23 protein-coding genes are annotated in these 18,856 nt (G+C 67.3%); 17 read left to right on the forward strand and 6 right to left on the reverse strand.

Going from position 1 to position 18,856, the window contains the following annotated elements; genetic code table 11:
* Positions 1-4 precede the first annotated feature (4 nt).
* Genes AB0383_RS20655 through AB0383_RS20700 form a run of 10 tightly spaced genes read left to right on the forward strand, consistent with a single transcriptional unit; the run spans position 5 to position 7,535 of the window.
* Positions 5-2,182: a LamG-like jellyroll fold domain-containing protein gene (locus tag AB0383_RS20655; protein WP_366188267.1), complete on the forward strand. Its 2,178-nt coding sequence runs from the start codon at positions 5-7 to the stop codon at positions 2,180-2,182.
* Between the two features lie 11 nt (positions 2,183-2,193).
* Positions 2,194-2,949 (forward strand): hypothetical protein, encoded by a 756-nt coding sequence (locus tag AB0383_RS20660; protein ID WP_366188268.1) that lies wholly within the window; start codon positions 2,194-2,196, stop codon positions 2,947-2,949.
* 55 nt (positions 2,950-3,004) lie between these two features.
* Positions 3,005-3,295 carry a hypothetical protein gene (locus AB0383_RS20665; protein ID WP_366188269.1) on the forward strand — a complete coding sequence of 97 codons (291 nt, stop codon included), beginning with the start codon at positions 3,005-3,007 and terminating at the stop codon, positions 3,293-3,295.
* Positions 3,296-3,305: 10 nt separating this feature from the next.
* Entirely contained in the window at positions 3,306-3,725 is a 420-nt protein-coding gene (locus AB0383_RS20670; protein WP_366188270.1) for a hypothetical protein, read from the forward strand.
* A 19-nt stretch (positions 3,726-3,744) separates the two neighbouring features.
* Positions 3,745-4,776: a glycoside hydrolase family 25 protein gene (locus AB0383_RS20675; RefSeq protein ID WP_366188271.1), complete on the forward strand. Its 1,032-nt coding sequence runs from the start codon at positions 3,745-3,747 to the stop codon at positions 4,774-4,776.
* Positions 4,777-4,799: 23 nt separating this feature from the next.
* Positions 4,800-5,138 (forward strand): hypothetical protein, encoded by a 339-nt coding sequence (locus AB0383_RS20680; protein ID WP_366188272.1) that lies wholly within the window; start codon positions 4,800-4,802, stop codon positions 5,136-5,138.
* Positions 5,131-5,424 (forward strand): hypothetical protein, encoded by a 294-nt coding sequence (locus AB0383_RS20685; protein WP_366188273.1) that lies wholly within the window; start codon positions 5,131-5,133, stop codon positions 5,422-5,424. Before AB0383_RS20680 ends, AB0383_RS20685 begins: the two co-directional genes overlap by 8 nt.
* 1 nt (position 5,425) lies before the next feature.
* Entirely contained in the window at positions 5,426-5,815 is a 390-nt protein-coding gene (locus AB0383_RS20690) for a hypothetical protein (RefSeq protein ID WP_366188274.1), read from the forward strand.
* A gap of 23 nt (positions 5,816-5,838) precedes the next feature.
* Positions 5,839-7,230, forward strand: a complete 1,392-nt coding sequence (locus tag AB0383_RS20695) for a LamG domain-containing protein (protein ID WP_366188275.1) — start codon at positions 5,839-5,841, stop codon at positions 7,228-7,230.
* Entirely contained in the window at positions 7,227-7,535 is a 309-nt protein-coding gene (locus AB0383_RS20700; protein ID WP_366188276.1) for a hypothetical protein, read from the forward strand. Before AB0383_RS20695 ends, AB0383_RS20700 begins: the two co-directional genes overlap by 4 nt.
* A gap of 139 nt (positions 7,536-7,674) precedes the next feature.
* On the opposite strand, the gene AB0383_RS20705 is transcribed toward AB0383_RS20700, so the two are convergent.
* The gene (locus tag AB0383_RS20705; protein WP_366188277.1) at positions 7,675-7,872 is read right to left on the reverse strand and encodes a hypothetical protein; all 198 of its coding nucleotides are present in this window, start codon (positions 7,870-7,872) and stop codon (positions 7,675-7,677) included.
* A 170-nt stretch (positions 7,873-8,042) separates the two neighbouring features.
* On the opposite strand from AB0383_RS20705, the gene AB0383_RS20710 reads away from it, so the two are divergent.
* Both AB0383_RS20710 and AB0383_RS20715 read left to right on the forward strand, forming a co-directional pair.
* Positions 8,043-8,270, forward strand: a complete 228-nt coding sequence (locus AB0383_RS20710) for a hypothetical protein (RefSeq protein ID WP_366188278.1) — start codon at positions 8,043-8,045, stop codon at positions 8,268-8,270.
* Positions 8,267-8,788: a hypothetical protein gene (locus tag AB0383_RS20715; protein WP_366188279.1), complete on the forward strand. Its 522-nt coding sequence runs from the start codon at positions 8,267-8,269 to the stop codon at positions 8,786-8,788. The genes AB0383_RS20710 and AB0383_RS20715 overlap by 4 nt, the downstream gene beginning before the upstream one ends.
* Before the next feature lie 18 nt (positions 8,789-8,806).
* Here the strand turns inward: AB0383_RS20715 and AB0383_RS20720 are convergent, their stop codons facing one another.
* The 3 genes from AB0383_RS20720 to AB0383_RS20730 form a co-directional block, all read right to left on the reverse strand.
* Positions 8,807-9,106 (reverse strand): hypothetical protein, encoded by a 300-nt coding sequence (locus AB0383_RS20720; RefSeq protein WP_366188280.1) that lies wholly within the window; start codon positions 9,104-9,106, stop codon positions 8,807-8,809.
* Between the two features lie 351 nt (positions 9,107-9,457).
* Positions 9,458-9,850, reverse strand: coding sequence for a hypothetical protein (locus tag AB0383_RS20725; protein WP_366188281.1), 393 nt, complete (start codon positions 9,848-9,850; stop codon positions 9,458-9,460).
* Positions 9,850-10,167: a zinc finger protein gene (locus AB0383_RS20730; protein WP_366188282.1), complete on the reverse strand. Its 318-nt coding sequence runs from the start codon at positions 10,165-10,167 to the stop codon at positions 9,850-9,852. The genes AB0383_RS20725 and AB0383_RS20730 overlap by 1 nt, the downstream gene beginning before the upstream one ends.
* A gap of 97 nt (positions 10,168-10,264) precedes the next feature.
* On the opposite strand from AB0383_RS20730, the gene AB0383_RS20735 reads away from it, so the two are divergent.
* Together AB0383_RS20735 and AB0383_RS20740 are read left to right on the forward strand one after the other, a co-directional pair.
* Entirely contained in the window at positions 10,265-11,101 is an 837-nt protein-coding gene (locus tag AB0383_RS20735) for a helix-turn-helix transcriptional regulator (RefSeq protein WP_366188283.1), read from the forward strand.
* Positions 11,101-11,295 carry a DUF397 domain-containing protein gene (locus tag AB0383_RS20740; protein WP_366188284.1) on the forward strand — a complete coding sequence of 65 codons (195 nt, stop codon included), beginning with the start codon at positions 11,101-11,103 and terminating at the stop codon, positions 11,293-11,295. The genes AB0383_RS20735 and AB0383_RS20740 overlap by 1 nt, the downstream gene beginning before the upstream one ends.
* A gap of 431 nt (positions 11,296-11,726) precedes the next feature.
* Here the strand turns inward: AB0383_RS20740 and AB0383_RS20745 are convergent, their stop codons facing one another.
* Positions 11,727-12,878, reverse strand: coding sequence for a lycopene cyclase family protein (locus AB0383_RS20745; RefSeq protein ID WP_364176890.1), 1,152 nt, complete (start codon positions 12,876-12,878; stop codon positions 11,727-11,729).
* A 60-nt stretch (positions 12,879-12,938) separates the two neighbouring features.
* Here AB0383_RS20745 and dgt point away from each other — a divergent pair, with 60 nt between their 5' ends.
* Both dgt and AB0383_RS20755 read left to right on the forward strand, forming a co-directional pair.
* On the forward strand, positions 12,939-14,501 hold the full coding sequence (gene dgt, locus AB0383_RS20750; RefSeq protein WP_364176893.1) for a dGTP triphosphohydrolase: 1,563 nt from the start codon (positions 12,939-12,941) through the stop codon (positions 14,499-14,501).
* Positions 14,502-14,804: 303 nt separating this feature from the next.
* On the forward strand, positions 14,805-17,660 hold the full coding sequence (locus AB0383_RS20755) for a S8 family serine peptidase (RefSeq protein ID WP_364177083.1): 2,856 nt from the start codon (positions 14,805-14,807) through the stop codon (positions 17,658-17,660).
* A gap of 78 nt (positions 17,661-17,738) precedes the next feature.
* Here AB0383_RS20755 and AB0383_RS20760 read toward each other — a convergent pair whose 3' ends face one another.
* On the reverse strand, positions 17,739-18,329 hold the full coding sequence (locus AB0383_RS20760) for an ABATE domain-containing protein (RefSeq protein WP_364176896.1): 591 nt from the start codon (positions 18,327-18,329) through the stop codon (positions 17,739-17,741).
* A gap of 102 nt (positions 18,330-18,431) precedes the next feature.
* Here AB0383_RS20760 and AB0383_RS20765 point away from each other — a divergent pair, with 102 nt between their 5' ends.
* On the forward strand, positions 18,432-18,854 hold the full coding sequence (locus AB0383_RS20765) for a carboxymuconolactone decarboxylase family protein (protein WP_364176899.1): 423 nt from the start codon (positions 18,432-18,434) through the stop codon (positions 18,852-18,854).
* Positions 18,855-18,856: the final 2 nt, after the last annotated feature.

Below are 18,856 nucleotides of genomic sequence, written 5' to 3' on the forward strand. Positions count from 1 at the left end.
TTAAATGGCTCTGATCGCAGCGTACGGGTTCGGAGCCGGATCGGGCTCAACGATTGCAGACGATTCCGGTAACGGTCACACGCTGACGATCGACTCTGCGTCCTGGACCGCCAGCGGCCACACCGGACCAGGTCTGCAAAACAGCACCAACCTGGCCACAACCGGTGCGTCCGGCCCCGTATCAGCAGTGTCTGGCAGTGCCTGCACGGTCATGGCGTGGGTCAAGCCGTCAAACCTGACGTCGGGAAGTACACACCTGATTTGCGGGTCACTCGACTCGGGGGCGTCCACCTCGTTCGAACTGTGGACCCAGCGCGGCGACTTCGGCACGGCCGATGTTCTCCAGGGCAACGCCCGTATCGGCGGCTTCGGCGTGGTTGCCGTCAACGGCACCGCACTGACCGTAGGGACAGCGGTCCACGTCGCGCTCACGTTCGACGGCGCCACCCTCAAACTCTGGTTGAACGGGTCCGTCGTCGGCGGTGTGTCCGCCGCTGGCGGGCTCGCCAACGCGGGCACCTTCTACGTTGCCGGCCACGCTTCCGAAGGCACCGCCGGCATCTCCATGGTCGACGACGTCCGCTATTTCGACTCGGACGAGTCCGCGAACATGACGACGTGGATGAACACGTCCGTCAGCGCGTCCGGTGGCGGCACGACCTACAACGGGTCGGCGACACTGGCCGAAACCTCGACCGTCACCGCGGCCTCGTCGTACATCGCACAACCCGCCGCTGCCCTGTCTGAGGCAGCCACCACGACCGCGGCGGCGACGCGCACCACCTACGGGTCAACTGCGCTCACTGAAGCCGCAACGTTCACGGCGAACGCATCCGGCATGAGCGGGTTGTTCTCCGCCATGTCGGAGAAGGCTACCCTCGCCGGCACAGCGACTGTGAAGTTCCAGCCTGCCGTTTCTTTGACCGAGGCTTCGACGTTCACCGCGACAGCGAACGCTGCCGCGTCGCCAGGCACATGGACCACGCAAGACGCGATCCAGATGCCGGCCATCCCGTACACCCCGCCGAAGCCGCCGCCGGATCGGGAATACACCGCCGTCGCCTACAACACCGTCACCGGCCGGGTCATCGCGGACATCGACTTCACGGTGGATCCGACCTGGTCGACGGTGATCAACGATCCGGGCGGATGGCAGATCACCGTTCCTCTCCCGGGTGGTGCTCGCACCGCTGCGGTGCGGGGCTGGTGTGTCCCGTGGCTGGTGTCGGTCGCGGTCCTGTTGGGCGACACTGTCTGTCAAGCGGGACCGATCACCGCCTACCAGCCGTCCGACACCGCCGCCACTGTCCAGGTGTCAGGCAAGGGTTTGTGGGAGGCGTTGAACAGCCGCCTGTTCTTCAACGCCGCCTGGGACCCGGCTGCCACGCGGATCACAGATCCGTCAGCAGACGTGACCCTCAACGGGCCGCTGTGGCGAATCGCCCGCGAACTGGTGAACCACGCCACCAACTGGCAACACCGGCTGGGTGGGAACCTACCGATCGACCTTCCCGCCGTGCTTCCGGAAGACAACTCGAACACCCGCACCTGGCACGGGTGGGAGATGGCGACACCGGGCCAACGGTTGCAGGAACTCACGCAATCCGAAAACGGTCCCGACGTGCTGTTCCAGCCGTACCTGACGGTCGTGAACGGGTTCCGCACAATCCGCCACAACATGCTGATCGGCACACCGTACTTGCAAGACTTGGGTGTGCCATTGAACTTCTCCTACCGTCGGGCTTTGGTGTCCATGTCGGTCGCCGGCGACGGTTCGAAGCAGGCCAACTCGGCTTTCGTGAAGGGGTCCGGCACTGAGGCCGGACAGATCTACGGCTACGCCACCAGCCCTGTCCAGGTCACTGCGGGGTGGCCGGCGTTGGACATGGTCGACAACAACCACACGTCCTCGACTGACCAGACCGCCTTGGACGGGTGGGCCGCGGCAGACCTGAACCTGTACGGCAATGTCCCGGAGCAGTGGCAGGCGACCGTGTTGGCGGACGCGGATCCGATGTGGGGCCAGTATTGGCCCGGTCACTTCGCGAACTATTCGCTGAAGGACCACCCGTGGATCCCGAATGGCACTTACCGGACACGAATCCTCGGCGTTTCCGGCGGTGGAAGCGGAATCCAGCGCGGCACGATCAAACATCAACTTCAGACCTTCCGAACCAGCTAAAGGAGGCTGAAGTGGTAGCGAATCAGCCGATCGAACGCCCTGACACAGTCGACTTCCTGGTCAACAAACTGAACGGGTTTCAGCGGGAGATCGTCGAGTCGGCGAGGCAGTCGATGTATCCGATGGTGGTATCCCATCCGGATCCGGTAACCCAGGCCAGTATCCCTGACTTGCAGGTCATTCCGGATCCGGACGACCCTAACGGCGGATCGCAGGTCATCATCTCCACCGGCAGTGGCCAGGTCGTCTTTCACACGTTCTACTCCACACTGTACGGCGGCAAGGTCGCCCGCATGCTGGACCTGTCATCGAATGTGATGTGGAACCAGGACGAGTTGGCCGGCTACGGGATCTCGCACCCGTCGATGCCTATCCCTACCGGGCCGGACTCTTCGGGGTTCGGCACGGCATCGGTGGCGAACGGGCTGGAGACCTCCATCGGCGGCGGCTCGTTTTTCGCGTACAACCCGGCGGTGACACTCGGCGCGGTGGTCCGCCCTACCGCGGCGACCGCATACAACTTCAGGTGGAGCGTCACCACCAACACCGGCACCAGCTACTCCTCGACGGTCACAGGGTTGACCGGTGGGCAGTACGCGTCGGCGACGATGCTGCTGCCCGAAACAGCCATGTCGACACTCGTAAAGGTGAACCTTCTGGTCACCAACACGGGCGGTGCACAGAACTTCTACTACGGCCACAAAGCCTGCTACGGAGTTTCGGCGGCACAGTACTACCTCGATAACGGTCTCCCGACCCCGCGCTAAACCTCCCTCTCAGTCACCACAGGGCTTCGGGCCCACATAAGGCCCTGGAGCCTCCATGACATCACCGAACGAGAACAACGACGCCCACTACTGGTTCGGGCGGATCGACGGAAAAATCGATCAGCTGGGCGACAAAATGGGCAGCATTGCCGAAACAGTCGGACGCCACGACGAACGACTTGGCGACACAGAGAAACGTGTCGAAAAGTTGGAAGAGGCACGTATCTCCGATGCCCAGCAGAAAGCCGGCGACCGAGGCGGCCTTAAGGCTGCGGTGGTCGGCGCGACGTCGGGTGCGTTGACCGGTGGGGTGTTCACGCTCGTTCAACTTCTCGTGCACAAGTAGCGGAGGACCGATGACTGACACTCCTGCGCACGACCAGAACACCACGCATCACTACCTGATGCACTACCCGGAACACCCGCCGCGCGAGGAAGATCCGCACTACCGCGACTTCGAGGCATACCGGCGGAAGACGAAGGACACAGCTCGGTGTGCGTTCGCTGTCGAGACCGGCGACGACTCCGAATGCCACGGCGGCCTCGAACTGCACCACACCCACATCGAATTCAGCCTCCAGAACGGCGTGGACCTGAAACGACTTGAGCACCTTTACCCCGGGATCTCGAATCCCGACGAGGTCGGTGCCTGGGTCGAGACCGAAGCAAACTTCGAGTGGCTGTGTGCCTGGCACCACAGAGGCCACGGGGGAGTGCATACCGCGGCAGCCGCAGACTTTGAGGCATCCAAGTGGGTGCGAGGACTGATCACCTAACAATCTTGGAGACCTGAGCATGGAACTCGGCATCGACGTTTTCGAAAAGTACCAGGGCAACATCAACTGGGTCCAGGTAGCGGGCGCAGGTGTGAAGCATGCCCTCATCAAGCTGACCAACGGCGCGAGTGTCGCATCCCCCGCAGGTGACCACTACGTCAACGGCGCACGTGGAAGTGGTCTGCGTGTCGGCGGCTACCACTACGCACTCGGTGGCAGCGCCACCGCACAGGCGGACGCGTTCGCGAACGAGCTGTTGCGTCTCAACGACCTCGACGACGCCCCCGCGCTCGACTACGAAGACTCGTCGCTTCCGGGTGATGCAGCGGGCGCGAAAGCATGGATCTGTGCGTTCTTCAATCGTCTCAAGTCCCGCATCCCGTCCCTGACCAAGGTGATCCTCTACAGCTCCGGTTCGGAGTTGGCCCGGATCAACGCGGGTGCGATCACCGTGCCCGGCTTGACGATCCTCATTTGGGACGCGGAGTACGGCGTCAACGACGGTGCCGAACACCCACGCCACTACTACACCGGCCCGGTCGCGATCCACCAGTTCTCCAGTGCCGGCCACATTCCCGGCATCAGCGGCCTGGTCGACGTGGACAACTTCACCGCCGACACCACCCCCACGAGCACCACCCACACCAGCACCACCCCGGCTTCTTCTGTCGGGATCCTTTTTGGAGAGGACTACGACATGCAGCCCAAGACCTACGGGCCCGTGCCCGTGACGAAGGACGCCAACGGCAAGGACGTTCAGGTCGCCTACGACTCGATCCAGTGGGACGGTCGTGCGGCGGTCGCCAACGTCATCGCCCTCGACGACCAGAAGCCCGTCTTCGTGGCCAAGTTGGGCAACTGGGGCAACAAGACCGGCACCGCCGGCGGCGTCCCCGCGGCCGGCACCAACCCGCCCAGCGCCGGCCCGAACACGTGGCGCGTCGACCCGAACCTCCCGGTGTCGCTCACGGTTCCCGAAGGAACCTTGCGGGTCTTCTTCAGCTACAGCTGCAACGGCCGCACCGGTCTCCAGATCGTCCCCACCGCCTGACCACCCTGAAAGGCAGCGATTCCGTGAAGAATCTCCTGAAACTCCTGGCCGCCCACCTCAAGGGCGTTCCGAGTCTGCTTGCCCCTGTCCGAAAGTCCGTCGGCACTGCGCTGGGTGGCGCTACCGGTGTTGGTGTCGCCGAAGTACTCGACGCGGTCGGTGTGCACGTCGCGACCCCGGTGGCGGCTGCTCTCGCGCTGGTTCTCGCCACCGTCGGCACGTATCTCGCGCCGTCCAACAAGCCCACGGCCAAGGCCCCTGCGTCTGTCGCTGAACCGACCACCGTCACTGCCGTAGCCCCGGAGGCTACGCCCACGCCTGCACCGGTGGAGACGCCCGCCCCGGAGGTCACGAATGGCTGAGCAGCGTAACTGCGTCGGCTGCGGTCAGGTCGACGACCACCCACGCGATGTCGTCGCCCTCGCCGATGGCAGCACCGCCTACTACCACCACGACTGCCACGCCCGCCTCGACCCGCCCTGCGAGTCCTGCGCCTGGCTGGTGCAGCACAAGGGCGACCTCGTCGGGCACGAGTGGCGCACCCAGATCGGGAACGTCCACAACGCACTCACCCCGGAACAGCTCGCCGCCGCGCACCCGTCGGAGAAGCCCGTGGTCGAGCAGTTCCTGAACGGGCAGGGGGTCTGACATGGCCAGTGGTCTCGTCACCACCGAATCTGACCGGCTCGTCAATGCGTCGCTCGGTGTTGTTGCCTACACGGCCCCGACGACCCCGATGAAGCTGTCGATCCACTCGACCACCTCGTCCGCCTCCGCGGTCGGCACTGAAGCCTCCGGTGGTAGCTATGCCCGCCAGTCGCTGGCATTCACCACCGCCTCCGGTGGCACGGGTGTGTCCAACACGGGTGTTGTGTCGTTCACGAACATGCCCGCTGGGACGTGGTTGAACGCGAACATCTGGGACTCGGCCGGCACGCCGCGGCGTGAATGGTTCGGCGACCTGACCGCGTCGAAGACCACGGCTTCGGGGGACACCCTGTCGTTCGCGGTCGGCGCCATCACCGTCAACGACAACTGACCTGAACGACGGGAGGGTGAGCCGTGGCTCTCAAGTTTGCCGCGGGGATGGGCGCCGGTTCCGGCGCGACGATCCTCGACGACTCGGGTGGTGGCCACCCTCTCACCGTCGTCTCCGGTTCCTACACTACGTCTGGCCACACCGGGCCTGGGTTTCAGAACGTGCTGGGCACCAACACCACCGGTGCATCCGGCACCGTCGCCGCCGTCACCGGTACCGCCTGCACGTTGATGGCGTGGGTCAACCCATCATCGCTACCTACCAACGGCGTGCAGCTTATCGCCGGCGCGATGCAGACGAGCGGCTCCACCGACTTCGCCTTGTGGTGTCAGCGCGGGGACTTCTCCACGCACAACGTGCTACAGGGCGATGCCCGGCTTGGTGGCGGCGTGGTCGCTGCGAACGGTACCGCTTTGACTGTCGGTACGTGGGTGCACGTGGCGCTGACGTTCGACGGCACGAATCTCAAGCTGTGGCGCGACGGTGCCGTGATCGCGACGGTCGCGAACACCGGGACACTGTCCAGTACGACGAACTTCGTCATCGCGGGCATGAACATCAGCGGTGTCAGCAGCACTGGTCCGGGTGTGGTCGACGACGTTCGCTATTTCGATAGCGACGAGTCCGCGAACATGACGACGTGGATGAACACGCCGGTCACCTCGTCGGGCACGGTCTCTGGTGCCGTGGCGTTCGCCGGGAAGGGCTCTGTCGCAGCGAACGGGACAAACGCCACCAGTGGTGCGGTCGCTATGGCCGCTTTTGGTTCGGTGTCGATCCCGCCGGTCGTCACGAGAAGCGGTGCTGCTGCGTTCGCCGCATCCGGCGGCCTCACCGCTTCCGGGATGGACGCCAGGTTCGCCGCGATCACGATGGGCGCTGCCGGAACTGTCGCGCTCGACGGACGCGCCACCGCCGGCGCGGCCGTTGTGTTCGCAGCGGTCGGGGCGTTGTCGTCCACGACGGACATTATCACGGCCGGCGGGGTAGGCCTGACCGCAACCGGAAAGGTCACAGACACTGGAACCGTCCAGATACCTGGTGCGCTAGCGATCCTGGCGACGGCCTCAACCGCATCTGGCGGGCTTGTCGAGCACCTTGGGGCAGTGGCCCTCACCGCCACCGCGGTCACGGCGTTTGCCGCGATCAGCATCGGGAACGGTGCCGTGGCGATCGCGGCGGCTGCCCGGATCGCGGTTACCTCGTCCGGAAGTGTGGCCGGAACGATCCCGTTCACCGCCGGAGCGTCACTGCTGGTCCGGACCGCCGAGGGCCGCGACATCGAACTAGTTGTGCGCCCCATCCTCGGACGCTGGTGGATCAGCCCACTCGACACCAGCAGCCCGACCGCCAACGCGATACCCATCCACATGGCATCCACCACACCTCAACGCCTGGAGGAGACCCCACTGTGAAGCTCGTGCGTGCCGTCTCCACCGAGTTCGTGGAATGTGCCGTGAAGTCGTTCAATCCGGCTACGTCGGCGCCGATCGACATCTCCGCCGATGTGGTGCAGGTGGCGTTCACTGCACCCGGCGTCGACCCGGTTGCGGGGGATTGGCAGACCGCAACCTGGACCTATCCGGGGATCGCGGGGATCCTCGTGGGGTCTGGTACCGGCGGTCTGGTCCTCGCCAAGGGCGACTACGACTGGTACGTCCGCGTGATGGACAACCCGGAAGAAACAGTCACCCTTGTTGACACTCTCCGCATCATCTGACCGGCCGTGTACTGGGTGAGCCCTGCTCACCGTCGCGGCCTCCTGCGCCCTGCGCTCCCCGAAACCTGCACCCCGGCTGACCGCTACCCAGCCACGGTGCAGCGGGTTGAGCGCAGGGCGCCCTTTTCGTGTCTTGGGCTCAGCTGAAGGCGGACATGCAGACGCAGACCAGCCATACGAGCGCGCCAACGGCGGTGAGCAGGATCAGGAGCGAGTTCGCGCCGGCGACGAAGATCCCGATGCCGCCGCCGATGGCGGCGATCGCGGCCCATGGGGCGATCGTGGACGCCATGCTGGACTGGCGTTTGGTGGGGGGTCTGTCGGTGTTGCTGTCCATGGCCGGCTCCTGTTGGTCTGTGCTGCTGCTTGGATCGTGTTGGCGTGGGGACGCGTTACAGGAGTCTCGGGTTGCTTGCTGGATACGCGGGTTCACGCTTCCGGCTCAGGTGTGACGCACATCCCCTCTAGGGTGTTGGATGCGTCCAACACTTCAGGTAGGATGGTGTCATGACCGGGAAGCCCCTGCACAAAGAGATCCGCAAGGCACTCGCCGAAGCGGAGCGCGCTGGCTTCACGATCGAACCGAAAAGCGGACACACCTACGCGTGGCTCGTGTGTAGCCCGTGCGGCCAGCACGCCCCGGTCTACTCAACCGGACGCGACCCTGAGAACGGTGCGAAGATCATCCGCCGCTTCATCGCCAAACACCGCGACCACCACAAAGGAGGGCAGTGACCATGCAGTACGAATTCACTCTGATCGTTGACCGGGACGCATCCGACGAACCATACGCCGACACCCTGTTTGAGCTGGGCGAAGGCGACTACGCGCCTGAAGGTGGCCCAGAGGGAAACTTCGTCCACGCCTTCCAGGAAGCAGACTCGCTGACTGGTGCGATCGTTGCCGCGATCCACCTGGTCGAGAAGACTGACGTCCAGGTCATGGGCGTGCAGTCTGAGGACTTGGTGACACTGAAAGACATCGCAGACCGGACGGGACGCAGCCACGAATCAGTGAGGCTGCTGGCAGCCGGCAAGCGCGGCCCGGGTGGATTCCCGGCGGCCTCTTCGGTGGGGTCCCAGGGCTTCTACTCGTGGACGCAGGTGTCTCAGTGGTTTGCTGACCACTACAACGCTGAAGCGGGCTCCGAGTTTGATCGGGAGATCGCCGCGGCAGATCACCTGGTGCGTGCCCGCCGGCTGCTGGCAGGGGACGCGCATCGCGCCGAGATGGCGCAGCTAGTAGACGCGTAGCAGTCAGGTTGGCGGCGCTCAGTTGCGGACGCAGGTGCCGAGACCGAGTGACCGCCAACCGTCCGGGCAGTCGGGTACGTGGAACGCGATGCAGCAGTACACGATGAACCCGACCACTAGCGACAGGGACGGTATCCCGTAGCGCACCCACCAGCGAGTGAGGCACGGGCGGGTTCCACAGGTCGGCATTTCGCCTTCGTACGCGGTCGTGCCGTGCACGCACGTGGGGTGGAACCAGCCGGTTTTCTCGGTCGCCGCGTAGCGGTGCGCTCGGTCTTCCTCGGGCGTCTGCCTGCTGGTGCGGTGGGTGGTGGTCATTACTGCCCGCAGTGGCAGCCGCCGCAGATCACGCAGAACTGCGCTCCCTTGGCGTGCATGCAGGCGTGGTCGTAGCCGAGCACGCGGCGGACGAGGTTGCGCAGGCGCTGAGTCACGACGTTGATCCTATCTGTAGCGGGACTGGATCCACCCTCAGTGTTGGTACTTTGAAGCAATGACTCCACGCGGAGTCTTGCGAACACCTGTAACAGTGCCGCACCCTGAGGCGAGTACAAGGCGATCGATGCTAGATCGGGGCAGATGGTGGGCCGACCGGGGAGATCGACCCACCACCTCACAACCGGGCCGGCGCGTTGAACCGGGGTAGGTAGACACGCGCCGGTCCGGTGGCTATTCGTTTGCCCGGACCAACACTTTGCACCCGAGAAGCGCGTCGTGCAAGCGTCCGATGCGCTGCTCTAGGTCCTTGAATTCGCGTAGTGTCAACGGAATTCGGTTGTTGACGTTCTGTAAGATCATGCCGATCGTCATGGTGATCCCGTAGGTCACCGCATCGGCCGAATCGATCGCCGCGAGAAGCTCACGCTGCTCACGCTGCGTCAGCTGTACAGCCTGGGTGTCGGACGCCGCTGGACCACTCGTGTGTATTGGTGATCCGGTCGCCGTGCCGGTCGGGGTCACGGCACAGCGACCGGGGGTCTGGACAAAATTTGCCTCCTGTTGAGGTTGGTCAGTGCCGCCACCCGACGCAGCGGCACTGACCGAGGCGGTGACGATCTTCATCAGTGCGCCTCCATTTTTCGGCGGGTCTGCGTCTCCCGGTTGGCCGATCCGGCTCCGTCGGTCCCGCAGCGGGGTAGGGGGAGACCGAGGTTCACACGGATCTGCAAGTCACAGGTGACGCAGGTCGGGTCGAGCCATCCAGGCTGATTTGGACCATGTACATCGCGGTTGAGGACGGTGAGCGTTTCTCCGCACAGGCTGACGAAGGTCTGTCCTTCGGGGAGTTCGCTGTGGCTGGTGGCTTCTCGTGCGTGGCGGTGTCCGCCGGCTTGTTGCCATATCCACATGCTGCCCTCCCCGGTGGTTGGACTAGACATCCGCTTGCATGCCTAGACTCTGGCACATGCATGCATACATGGCAAGAGTTGTGTGCATGACTACTCGGATGGGGGCACCGTGCGCTATGCTTTATGCATGCCAAGCATGCGAGAGACGCCGCGACAGGTCGAACTTGGCGCGCTCCTCAGAGCGCTGCGCAAGCGATCCGGGCTCGACCAGAAGACGGTCAGCACCGACCTGGGTCGCAACCAAACCCACATCTCACGGTGGGAAAACGGCCGGTTGCTGATCGAGCAACCCGAGCTGGAACGGTTCCTCGCCCTGTGCGAGGCCACCTCCGAAGAGACCGCGGCAGCACTACGCCTACACCGTGATGCTGCCGACCCGAACTGGCTGCAACTGTCCGGCGGAAACAAGGATCTTGCCCTGGTCAGCGAGTATGAGCGTGCCGCAGGGGCTGTCACCTCGATCCAGCCGGCTCTCATTCCCGGACCTCTCCAGATCGCCGCGTATGCCCGCGACATGATGCTGGCCGGCGGCGAAACTGAGGATCAGGTGAAGGCTGCGACGGCGCGGAGGATGGCCCGCCGAGACAGTATCCTGAACGGCTCAACCCCCTACGAGGCGTTGATTGGGGAGTTGGCGATCAGGTATCCGGCATGCTCCCGAGAAGTTGCTGTTGACCAGCTGAGAGACTTGTGTCAGGTAGCGGAGCGACCGCACATCACGATCCGGGTTGTGCCGTTCCGCTTCGGATATGACCCCTCCCGTGAGGGTGGGTTCGTGTTGATTCGATCGGAGGGTCGCAGTGTCGTGCATCTCGAAGAGTTGAGCACTGCGACGACGTTGTCCCGAGCGAAGGAGGTGGAGCGCTATGTCACCGCTGCGAATCGCATTCGTGACATCGCGATAGGCGCCGTAGCGTCCACCAAGTTGATTGCCCAGATCGCTGACGAGTTGGAGCGTAGTTGATGGAAGATCTTAGCTGGTTCAAGTCCTCGCACTCGGGGACGAACAACGGTGAGTGCGTTGAGGCTGCATTCACCGGCGATGGGGCTGCCGTGCGGGATTCGAAGGATCCTGAGGGTGGTTCGTTCCGCCTGCCGGCTCAGGGCTGGCAGGCCTTCCTGGAGGCCGTCGGTGGGGGCAGTTTCCACGCCTCCTGACGGGCCTGTGTCGTGCGCGACGCCCCCAGCATCCCGACGGTGCTGGGGGCGTTTTCGCGTCTTGGGGCTGGTTTGCCCCAGATCTGCCCCAGATGATCTATGTTTCCACTGGTAGAGGGCTTGGCCTGAGTTACCTGAATCGGAGTAACGAAATCGGTAGCGATCACCCGTTCGGGATGGATTTCCGTGGGCCGTTCGGAAGTGTGAAAATTTCCGTCTTCACCATGCACTCACGCAGACTCGCACACCGTCCGTGGTGGCCCGGATCGCGGCAGTGACCAGCGGGTCCGTCCACCTGGAGCTTGATCGTTCGACCCGAAGAAGTTTCGGATACGGAATTCGCGGACCGTCCCCCGTTCGGCCCGCCGGTTCCGCACGTGGTACCGCTCCCGGCTGAGCGCCGGCGCATTCGGCCGCCGATTTCGACGCCGTTACCGAATCGTATTCGGTCGGCGGCCCGCGAGCCTCGCCCGCAGCCTCGGCGGCGCCGCGCGGAACAGCCGGGTCATCGCCGCCACCGTGCCCGTCAGGTCTTCCCGGCCCGACGTGTAGGCCTGCTGCACCGGAGTCGGCAGCGCGAAGAAGAGGTCGAAGAACTCGGCGAGCTCGGCGGGCGACATCCGGCGCAAAGCGCGCAATCCGTACTGCCGCAGGGAATGCACGGCCCGCGCCTCGGTCGTCCACAGTGTCCGGCGGGCCGCGTGCCGGGCTGCCCGTGGCCCGGCCTCGAACGCACTCGCCAGCGCCGCGGCCACGCGCGGAGCCAGCCGCAGCGCCGTCGCGATGCTGTAGCCGGTGGCGGGGTGCACGAGCCCGGCGGCGACCCCGAACGGGACCACCGCGCCGCGCCCCGGCAGCGGTACGTCGAGCACGATCCGCACCCGTTCCTCGCGGCCGTGCGGCCGCAATCCCGCGCCCGCGAGCCGGGTCCGCAGCCGCGTGGCGAGCTCGTCCACCGGCACACCCGGCCGGTGCGCGAGTGACGTTTCTTCGACGAGCACCGACCCGTCGCCCAGCGGGAGCAGGTAGCGGAAGCTCGGCGCGCCGTCGCGCCAGTCCATGAACACGGCCGTGTCCGAAGCGCCGGGCACCAGCCGCTCGGCGTCGGCGGCCGGCAGGACGAGCCCGTACGCGGTCTGCTCGGCGCGGTGCCCACCAGGCGGGCCGCCGGACAGCACCCGGTTCCGCCCCGACGCGTCCACGACCACCGCCGTGGCGAGCCGGCGGTCGTCGGCGAGAACCACCGTCGAGCCGTGGTGCCCGTGCTCGGCGTGCGCGACCCGCCCGGCCACCACCGTCACCGGCGCAGCCGTGAGCCACGACCGCAGACCGGCGTTGTCGAGCACGAGGTAGCCGCGGTCGAGCCGATGCTCGCGCGTGCCGAACGCGACCGTCGAGCCGGGTGCCGACGCGATCACCTCGCCCGGCAGCCCGGGCAGCTCGTCGGCCCACGCGCCGTAGGTGGCGCGCCACGCTGCCTGCGGCGCGGCGTCGACGAGCGTGGTCGCGAGCCCGCGCCGGGCGCAGGCGCGCGCCAGCGCCCACCCGGCAGGCCCGCCGCCTGCGATCAGCACGTCGCTCACCCGTCCGATCCTGCCGTATCCGGCGAGTCCGCCGGGGGCCGGACAGATACGGTGGAGCGCATGGCCGAGACCGACCCGAGAGCCGCGCGAAGGGACCCGTCGAGCTCCGTGGGCGGGTTCACGGACCTCGCCACCAGCCCGTTCCGCATCGATCGCGACCGCATCGCCGCTTCACCGTTCTTCGCGCGCCTGGGCGGGGTCACGCAGGTGGTCAGCGCCGGCGGCGCCGGGCTGCTGCACAACCGGCTCACCCACAGCCTCAAGGTCGCACAGGTCGCCCGCGCGATCGCCGAGCGGATCACCGCCGCCAGCGAGTCGGCCGAGCTGGCCGCGAAGCTCGGCGGCTGCGACCCCGACGTCTGCGAGGCCGCCGCGCTCGCCCACGACCTCGGGCACCCGCCGTTCGGCCACCTCGGCGAGCAGACGCTCGACCGCATCGCCCGCCACCGCTTCGGCCTGGCCGACGGCTTCGAGGGCAACGCACAGACGTTCCGCATCCTCACCACCACCGACGTGCGCGGTCCGTCGGCGATCGGCCTCGACCTCACCGCGGCCGTGCGCGCCGCGGTGCTGAAGTACCCGTGGGCGCGGCTGCACTACCCCGAGCCACACCCGACGTCGATGCGCACGCCTCCCCGCGGCGCGGCCGAGCCCGACAGCTCGCCCGGCACCGGCGCGAGCAAGTTTTCCGCCTACGCCACCGAACTCGACGACTTCACGCAGGCGCGTGGCCCGTTCACCGGGCGCATCGAGTCCTGGCAGCAGACGGTGGAGGCGTCGGTGATGGACACCGCCGACGACATCGCCTACGCGATCCACGACCTGCAGGACTTCCACCGCATCGGTGTGCTGCAGCACGCCCCGGTCGCCGCGGAGCTGGGGGAGTGGCTCGACCGGGCGCTGCAGCTGGCCTCGCTCGACGACGAGCAGGTCGCCGCGGAGCTGCGCCGCCCGGGCCGTTCGCTCGAACAGCTGCGCCGGCGCATGCACCTCAAGGACGGCTGGATCGCCGACGACGACGCGTTCGCCGCCGCGGTCCGGCGCGTGCAGCGAGAGCTCGTCGACGGGCTGCTGGAGAACGGGTTCGACGGGTCGATCGAGGCCGAGCAGGCCACGGCGGCGTTCTCGGCCGGCTGGATCTCCCGGCTCGTCGACGGCGTCTTCGTGCTGTCCTCGCCCTCCACTCGCTCCGGGCACGTCTCGCTGCGCACCGCGCAGTGGCACGAGGTGCAGGTGCTCAAGTTCGTGCACCGCCGGTTCGTGCTGCTGCGCCCGGACCTCGCGCTGCACCAGCGCGGGCAGGCCAGCCTCGTGACCACGCTCGTCGACGCGCTCGACGCGTGGCTGCTCGACCGCGACGAGATCGACCGGCTGCCCCGCCGGCTGCACGACCTCGTGGAGCTCGCGCAGGACGAGTACGCCGGACTGGTCCAGACCATGCCGGAGGTGCTCGTGGGCGCGACCGGCGAACGAGTGGAGGGCACCGACGCGGTGCGCGGCCTCGCGCGCGGGCGCGCGGTGGTCGACTTCGTGGCTTCGCTCACCGACAAGCAGGCCGTGACGCTGCTCGACGCGCTGTCCGGGCGCGCCGCGCAGCCGTGGTCGGACTCGTTCGTGCTCTGAGGCTGTGCTCCGAGACCGCGGTCTGGACCACCGCTGCCGCTGAATGGCCTACGACCTCCGGTGGGTATGGGAAAATCACGGCCATACGTCACTCTAACGGCTTCTTTTTCCGATTTACCCACGGTACTTAGCTGGATCCAGCCGGTGATCACCGGCGTTGGCCAGCGTGAGTCGGGGCACGCGGTGCGAGATACGGAGGCGCACGTGCGTCGAAGCCGTTCGAAGAGACCCACCGGAGCCAGAGCTAGAGCCAGAACCAGAGCCACGAGCCGGACGACCGTCCTGGCCGCCGGCGCCGCGGCGCTGATCGCCGCGCTGGGCATCGTCACCCCTCCGGTCGCGGGTGCCGCCACGGCGTCCACACCGGACTCCTTCTCCGACAACTCCGCCCGGCAGATCGCGGCACTGCAGTCGATCAAGACCGGGCAGACCAAGGCGGAGTCCAAACTGGACAGCCGCCTGCTCGTCACGCAGAAGCTGCGTTCCCGAAAGCTGAGTGCCTCGGCCGTACCCGCGCTGGGGGCGGGTACGGCGAGCACCGCGGTCGTGGACATCCGTGCCACCAAGGTGTCCGACGCGCTGGTGAACGACCTGCGCAAGGCCGGCGCCGCCGTGCGCACGGTGTCGGACAAGGCCGCGAGCATCCGCGCCGAGGTGCCGCTCGCCGCGCTGCCGGCGATCGCCGCGCGCGCCGACGTGAAGCGGGTCGAGACCGCGGACCAGGCGATCACCGCTCGTGAGCTGGAAACCAAGGCGGGCCAAGGGAAAACGGCGCCCGTCGAAACCAAGCAGCAGAAGGCCGCCCGGCTCGACGCCGCGCTGAACCAGGCCCTCGCGGCCAAGAACCGGCGTGCCGCCGCGGCCACCATCACCAGTGAGGGCGACCGTGCGCACAACGCCGACCTCGCCCGCCAGCAGTACGGCGTCACGGGCACCGGCGTGAAGGCGTGCGCGCTGTCCGACGGTGTCGACTCGCTCAAGGTCTCGCAGGCCAAGGGGGAGCTGCCGGCCGTCGACGTCGTGCCCGGCCAGGCCGGCGACGGCGACGAGGGCACCGCGATGCTCGAGATCATCCACGACCTCGCGCCCAACGCGGCCCTCGGTTTCGCCTCCGCGTTCGCCTCCGACGCGAGCTTCGCCGACAACATCCGCAAGCTGCGCTTCGAGTCGCACTGCGACGTGATCGTCGACGACGTCATCTACTTCAAGGAATCCCCGTTCCAGGACTGGATCATCGCCCAGGCCGTGAACGACGTGACCGCCGACGGCGCGCTCTACTTCTCCTCCGCGGGCAACGAGGGCAACGTCGCCGACGGTACCGCCGCCCACTGGGAAGGCGACTTCGCCGACTCCGGCAAGTCGGTCGGCAAGTTCGCCGGCACCGCGCACAACTTCGCGGGCGCGGCGGGCAACCAGATCTTCGAGCCGATCTCCGACGCGTCGTCGGGAAACATCCCCGTGACGCTGCATTGGTCCGACCCGCTCGGTGCTGCGGGCGACGACTACGACCTCTACCTGCTCGACGCGGCGGGCAATGTCGTCGCGTTCAGCCAGGACGTGCAGGACGGCACCCAGGACCCGTACGAGCAGCTCGCCACCCCGCTCTTCGGCGGCACCGGTCTGCGGCTCGCGATGGTCAAGTTCTCCGGTGAGGGCCGCTACCTCTCGCTGACCGCGTTCGGCAGCCGCTTCCGTGACTCGGCCGACGGCCTCAAGGCCTACAGCACCCCGGGCGTCACGGTCGGGCACTCCTCGGCGCGCGACGCGTTCTCCGTCGCCGCGGCACCCGCGGCCGCCGCGTTCGGCCGGCTGCTCGAGCCGGGTGACCCGGCCAACCCGACCGGTCCGTTCCCGGGCGCGTTCTCTTCGGCCAGCAAGGCCGAGCGGTTCAGCTCCGACGGCCCGCGCCGGGTGTTCTACGAGGCCGACGGCACGCCCATCACGCCGGGCAACTTCTCCTCGACCGGTGGCGAAGTGCGCGACAAGCCGGAGATCACCGCGGCGGACGGCGTGCGCACCTCGGTGGGCGGCTTCGACCCGTTCTTCGGCACCTCGGCCGCCGCGCCGCACGCCGCCGCCATCGCGAGCCTCGTGCTCTCGGGCAATCCCGGTCTGTCCGGTTCGGACGTTCGCGACGCGTTCCTCGCGACGGCCGTGGACATCGAGGTGCCCGGCAGCGACAACCTCACCGGCGCGGGCGTGGTCCTCGCCGACAAGGTGCTCGCCTACACCGGCGCCAGCCCCCAGCCCTACGCGCAGGCCAAGCAGCCCACCGTCACCGGGCCCGACGGCGGCAGCACCCTCGACCCCGGTGACACCGCGAAGGTGACGCTGCCGGTGACCAACACCGGCGACGGGGTCGCGTCGTCCACGAGCGTGGTGCTCACCACGACCACGCCCGGCGTCACGATCGCGCCGCGCGCCAAGTCGTACGGCACGATCAGCCCGGGCCAGACCGGCGTCAACGACTTCACCGTGACGGTCCCGGCCACCCAGGGCCTCGGCGTGCCGGTGGTGCTGAGCGCCAAGGTGACGTTCGCCGGTTCGTTCTCGCCGGTGACCAGCACGTTCGCCCTGCCGGTGGGCACGCCGTCGCCGGTGGTGCAGACCTTCTCCTACACCGGTGCGCCGGTCGCGATCCCGGACAACTCGCAGCTCGGCGCCTCGGTGCCGCTGGTGGTGAGCGGCGTCGGGGCCGCGTCGAAGGTCTCGGTCTCGATCGACGGGTCCAGCTGCACCGCCGACGAGGGCTCGACCACGGTCGGCCTGGACCACACCTACGTCGCGGACCTGGTCGGCACGCTGACCTCGCCCTCGGGCGCGTCGGCGACGCTGTTCCAGCGGGCCGGCAGCGGTGGCAACAACCTGTGCCAGGTCGTGTTCGACGACAGCGCCTCGGCGCTGCTGAGCACGGTCGGGTCGCAGTTCGCACCGTTCACGGGCACGTACCTGCCGATCGAGCCGCAGACCCCGCTCGCCGGGACCTCGGCCGACGGCACGTGGACGTTCAAGGCGGTCGACGTCGCCGGCGGTGACACGGGCTCGATCCGCAGCGTCTCGCTGCACGTCAACGGCTACGCCCAGGCTTCGCCGCCGGGCGCCGCCGCGGTCGTGCACAAGACGGTGGACACCGGTCCGGTGCATCCCGCGATCGCTTGATCCTCAGGTGAGTACGGGGCCGTCGCGATTCTCGCGGCGGCCCTGTTCTGTTGTCCGTACGGCGGTGCCGGGGGCGGACTACCGCGGCGACCGCACCTTCTCGTAGTGCCGCGCGGCCCGGGCGCGGTTGCCGCACGCGATGGAACACCATTCGCGGCGCGGGTGGGTCTTCACGAAGAAGAGCACGCAGCCCGGCGCCCGACACGCTCGCAAGTTCGCTGCCCCTGGGCCGCCCAGCAGGGCGATTGACTGCTGCGCGATGTCCGCCAGTCCGGCCGCGACCGGCGAGCTCGCGTAGGACAGGCCTTCCCGCAGCGTGCCGCCGGTCAGTTCGAGGCGGGGAGTGGGCCGGTGGGTGACGACCTCGTTCAGGTCGCGCAGCGCGGAATCCGCGTCCGGGCTTCCGTACTGCGCCAGCGGACGCTCGTCCTTCGTCACCATCGCAGCCAGGTGGCGGACGGCCGCGCGGAGCCGTCGCGCCGAGGCGAGGTCCGCCGACGTCGCGCCGGGGCCCGCCCTCCCGAAGCCGACCGCGTGCAGCCATTCGTCCACGTCGCCGGCCGAGGTCAGGTCGTCGTGGACGCCGTGGGTGTCGGCCCGGATGGTGGCCATGAGGCGAACGGACACGGGCTCGTCCGGCAGTACCCAGGTCCGCTCCGCTTCTCCCATGTGGACACCTTATCACGGGTCGATGAGGTTTCATGCGTTAGAACGACCTGCTTCTACTTCTCACGGAAGCTTTCAGGTCTACCCGTGAGAAAGACAGTTCGCATGACCACGACGGGCGTCGCGAAGGAGCTGCTCGCCGAGGTGAACAAGGCGCTCGGGCTGGTGCCCAACATGACGAAGGTGATGGCGAACAGCCCGGCTCTCCTGAAGGCCTACTTGGCGCTGAGCGGAGCGGCGGCCGGCGGCGCGCTGAACGCCGGGGTCCGCGAGCGGCCGGCGATCGCCACCGCTCAGCTCAACGGCTGCGAGTACTGCCTGTCGGTCCACACCTTCATCGGCGAGAACATCGCCCACGTCCCGGCCGGCGAGCCGGCGGCGGCGCGCAAGGCCGAGTCCGACGAGGCGCACGTCCAGGCCCTGCTCGAGCTCTCGCGGGCGTCGAGAACGACTGGCCGGTGGTCTCGCTCTGATCCTTTCGGGGAACTGATCGTCGCGTGGCCTGCTCATCAAGACGAGCGTCGATGAGC

The organism is Amycolatopsis sp. NPDC051373, from assembly GCF_040689465.1.
Classification (GTDB): domain Bacteria; phylum Actinomycetota; class Actinomycetes; order Mycobacteriales; family Pseudonocardiaceae; genus Amycolatopsis.

What these genes read in the sequence shown, in the direction of transcription:
- AB0383_RS20670 (WP_366188270.1), top strand. Translation starts at nt 3,306, where the DNA reads ATGACTGACACTCCTGCGCACGACCAGAACACCACGCATCACTACCTG.
- AB0383_RS20735 (WP_366188283.1), top strand. Translation starts at nt 10,265, where the DNA reads ATGCCAAGCATGCGAGAGACGCCGCGACAGGTCGAACTTGGCGCGCTC.
- AB0383_RS20720 (WP_366188280.1), bottom strand. Translation starts at nt 9,106, where the DNA reads ATGACCACCACCCACCGCACCAGCAGGCAGACGCCCGAGGAAGACCGA.
- AB0383_RS20740 (WP_366188284.1), top strand. Translation starts at nt 11,101, where the DNA reads ATGGAAGATCTTAGCTGGTTCAAGTCCTCGCACTCGGGGACGAACAAC.
- AB0383_RS20655 (WP_366188267.1), top strand. Translation starts at nt 5, where the DNA reads ATGGCTCTGATCGCAGCGTACGGGTTCGGAGCCGGATCGGGCTCAACG.
- AB0383_RS20730 (WP_366188282.1), bottom strand. Translation starts at nt 10,167, where the DNA reads ATGTCTAGTCCAACCACCGGGGAGGGCAGCATGTGGATATGGCAACAA.
- AB0383_RS20765 (WP_364176899.1), top strand. Translation starts at nt 18,432, where the DNA reads ATGACCACGACGGGCGTCGCGAAGGAGCTGCTCGCCGAGGTGAACAAG.
- dgt (WP_364176893.1), top strand. Translation starts at nt 12,939, where the DNA reads ATGGCCGAGACCGACCCGAGAGCCGCGCGAAGGGACCCGTCGAGCTCC.
- AB0383_RS20710 (WP_366188278.1), top strand. Translation starts at nt 8,043, where the DNA reads ATGACCGGGAAGCCCCTGCACAAAGAGATCCGCAAGGCACTCGCCGAA.
- AB0383_RS20690 (WP_366188274.1), top strand. Translation starts at nt 5,426, where the DNA reads ATGGCCAGTGGTCTCGTCACCACCGAATCTGACCGGCTCGTCAATGCG.
- AB0383_RS20705 (WP_366188277.1), bottom strand. Translation starts at nt 7,872, where the DNA reads ATGGACAGCAACACCGACAGACCCCCCACCAAACGCCAGTCCAGCATG.
- AB0383_RS20760 (WP_364176896.1), bottom strand. Translation starts at nt 18,329, where the DNA reads ATGGGAGAAGCGGAGCGGACCTGGGTACTGCCGGACGAGCCCGTGTCC.
- AB0383_RS20665 (WP_366188269.1), top strand. Translation starts at nt 3,005, where the DNA reads ATGACATCACCGAACGAGAACAACGACGCCCACTACTGGTTCGGGCGG.
- AB0383_RS20675 (WP_366188271.1), top strand. Translation starts at nt 3,745, where the DNA reads ATGGAACTCGGCATCGACGTTTTCGAAAAGTACCAGGGCAACATCAAC.
- AB0383_RS20725 (WP_366188281.1), bottom strand. Translation starts at nt 9,850, where the DNA reads ATGAAGATCGTCACCGCCTCGGTCAGTGCCGCTGCGTCGGGTGGCGGC.
- AB0383_RS20685 (WP_366188273.1), top strand. Translation starts at nt 5,131, where the DNA reads ATGGCTGAGCAGCGTAACTGCGTCGGCTGCGGTCAGGTCGACGACCAC.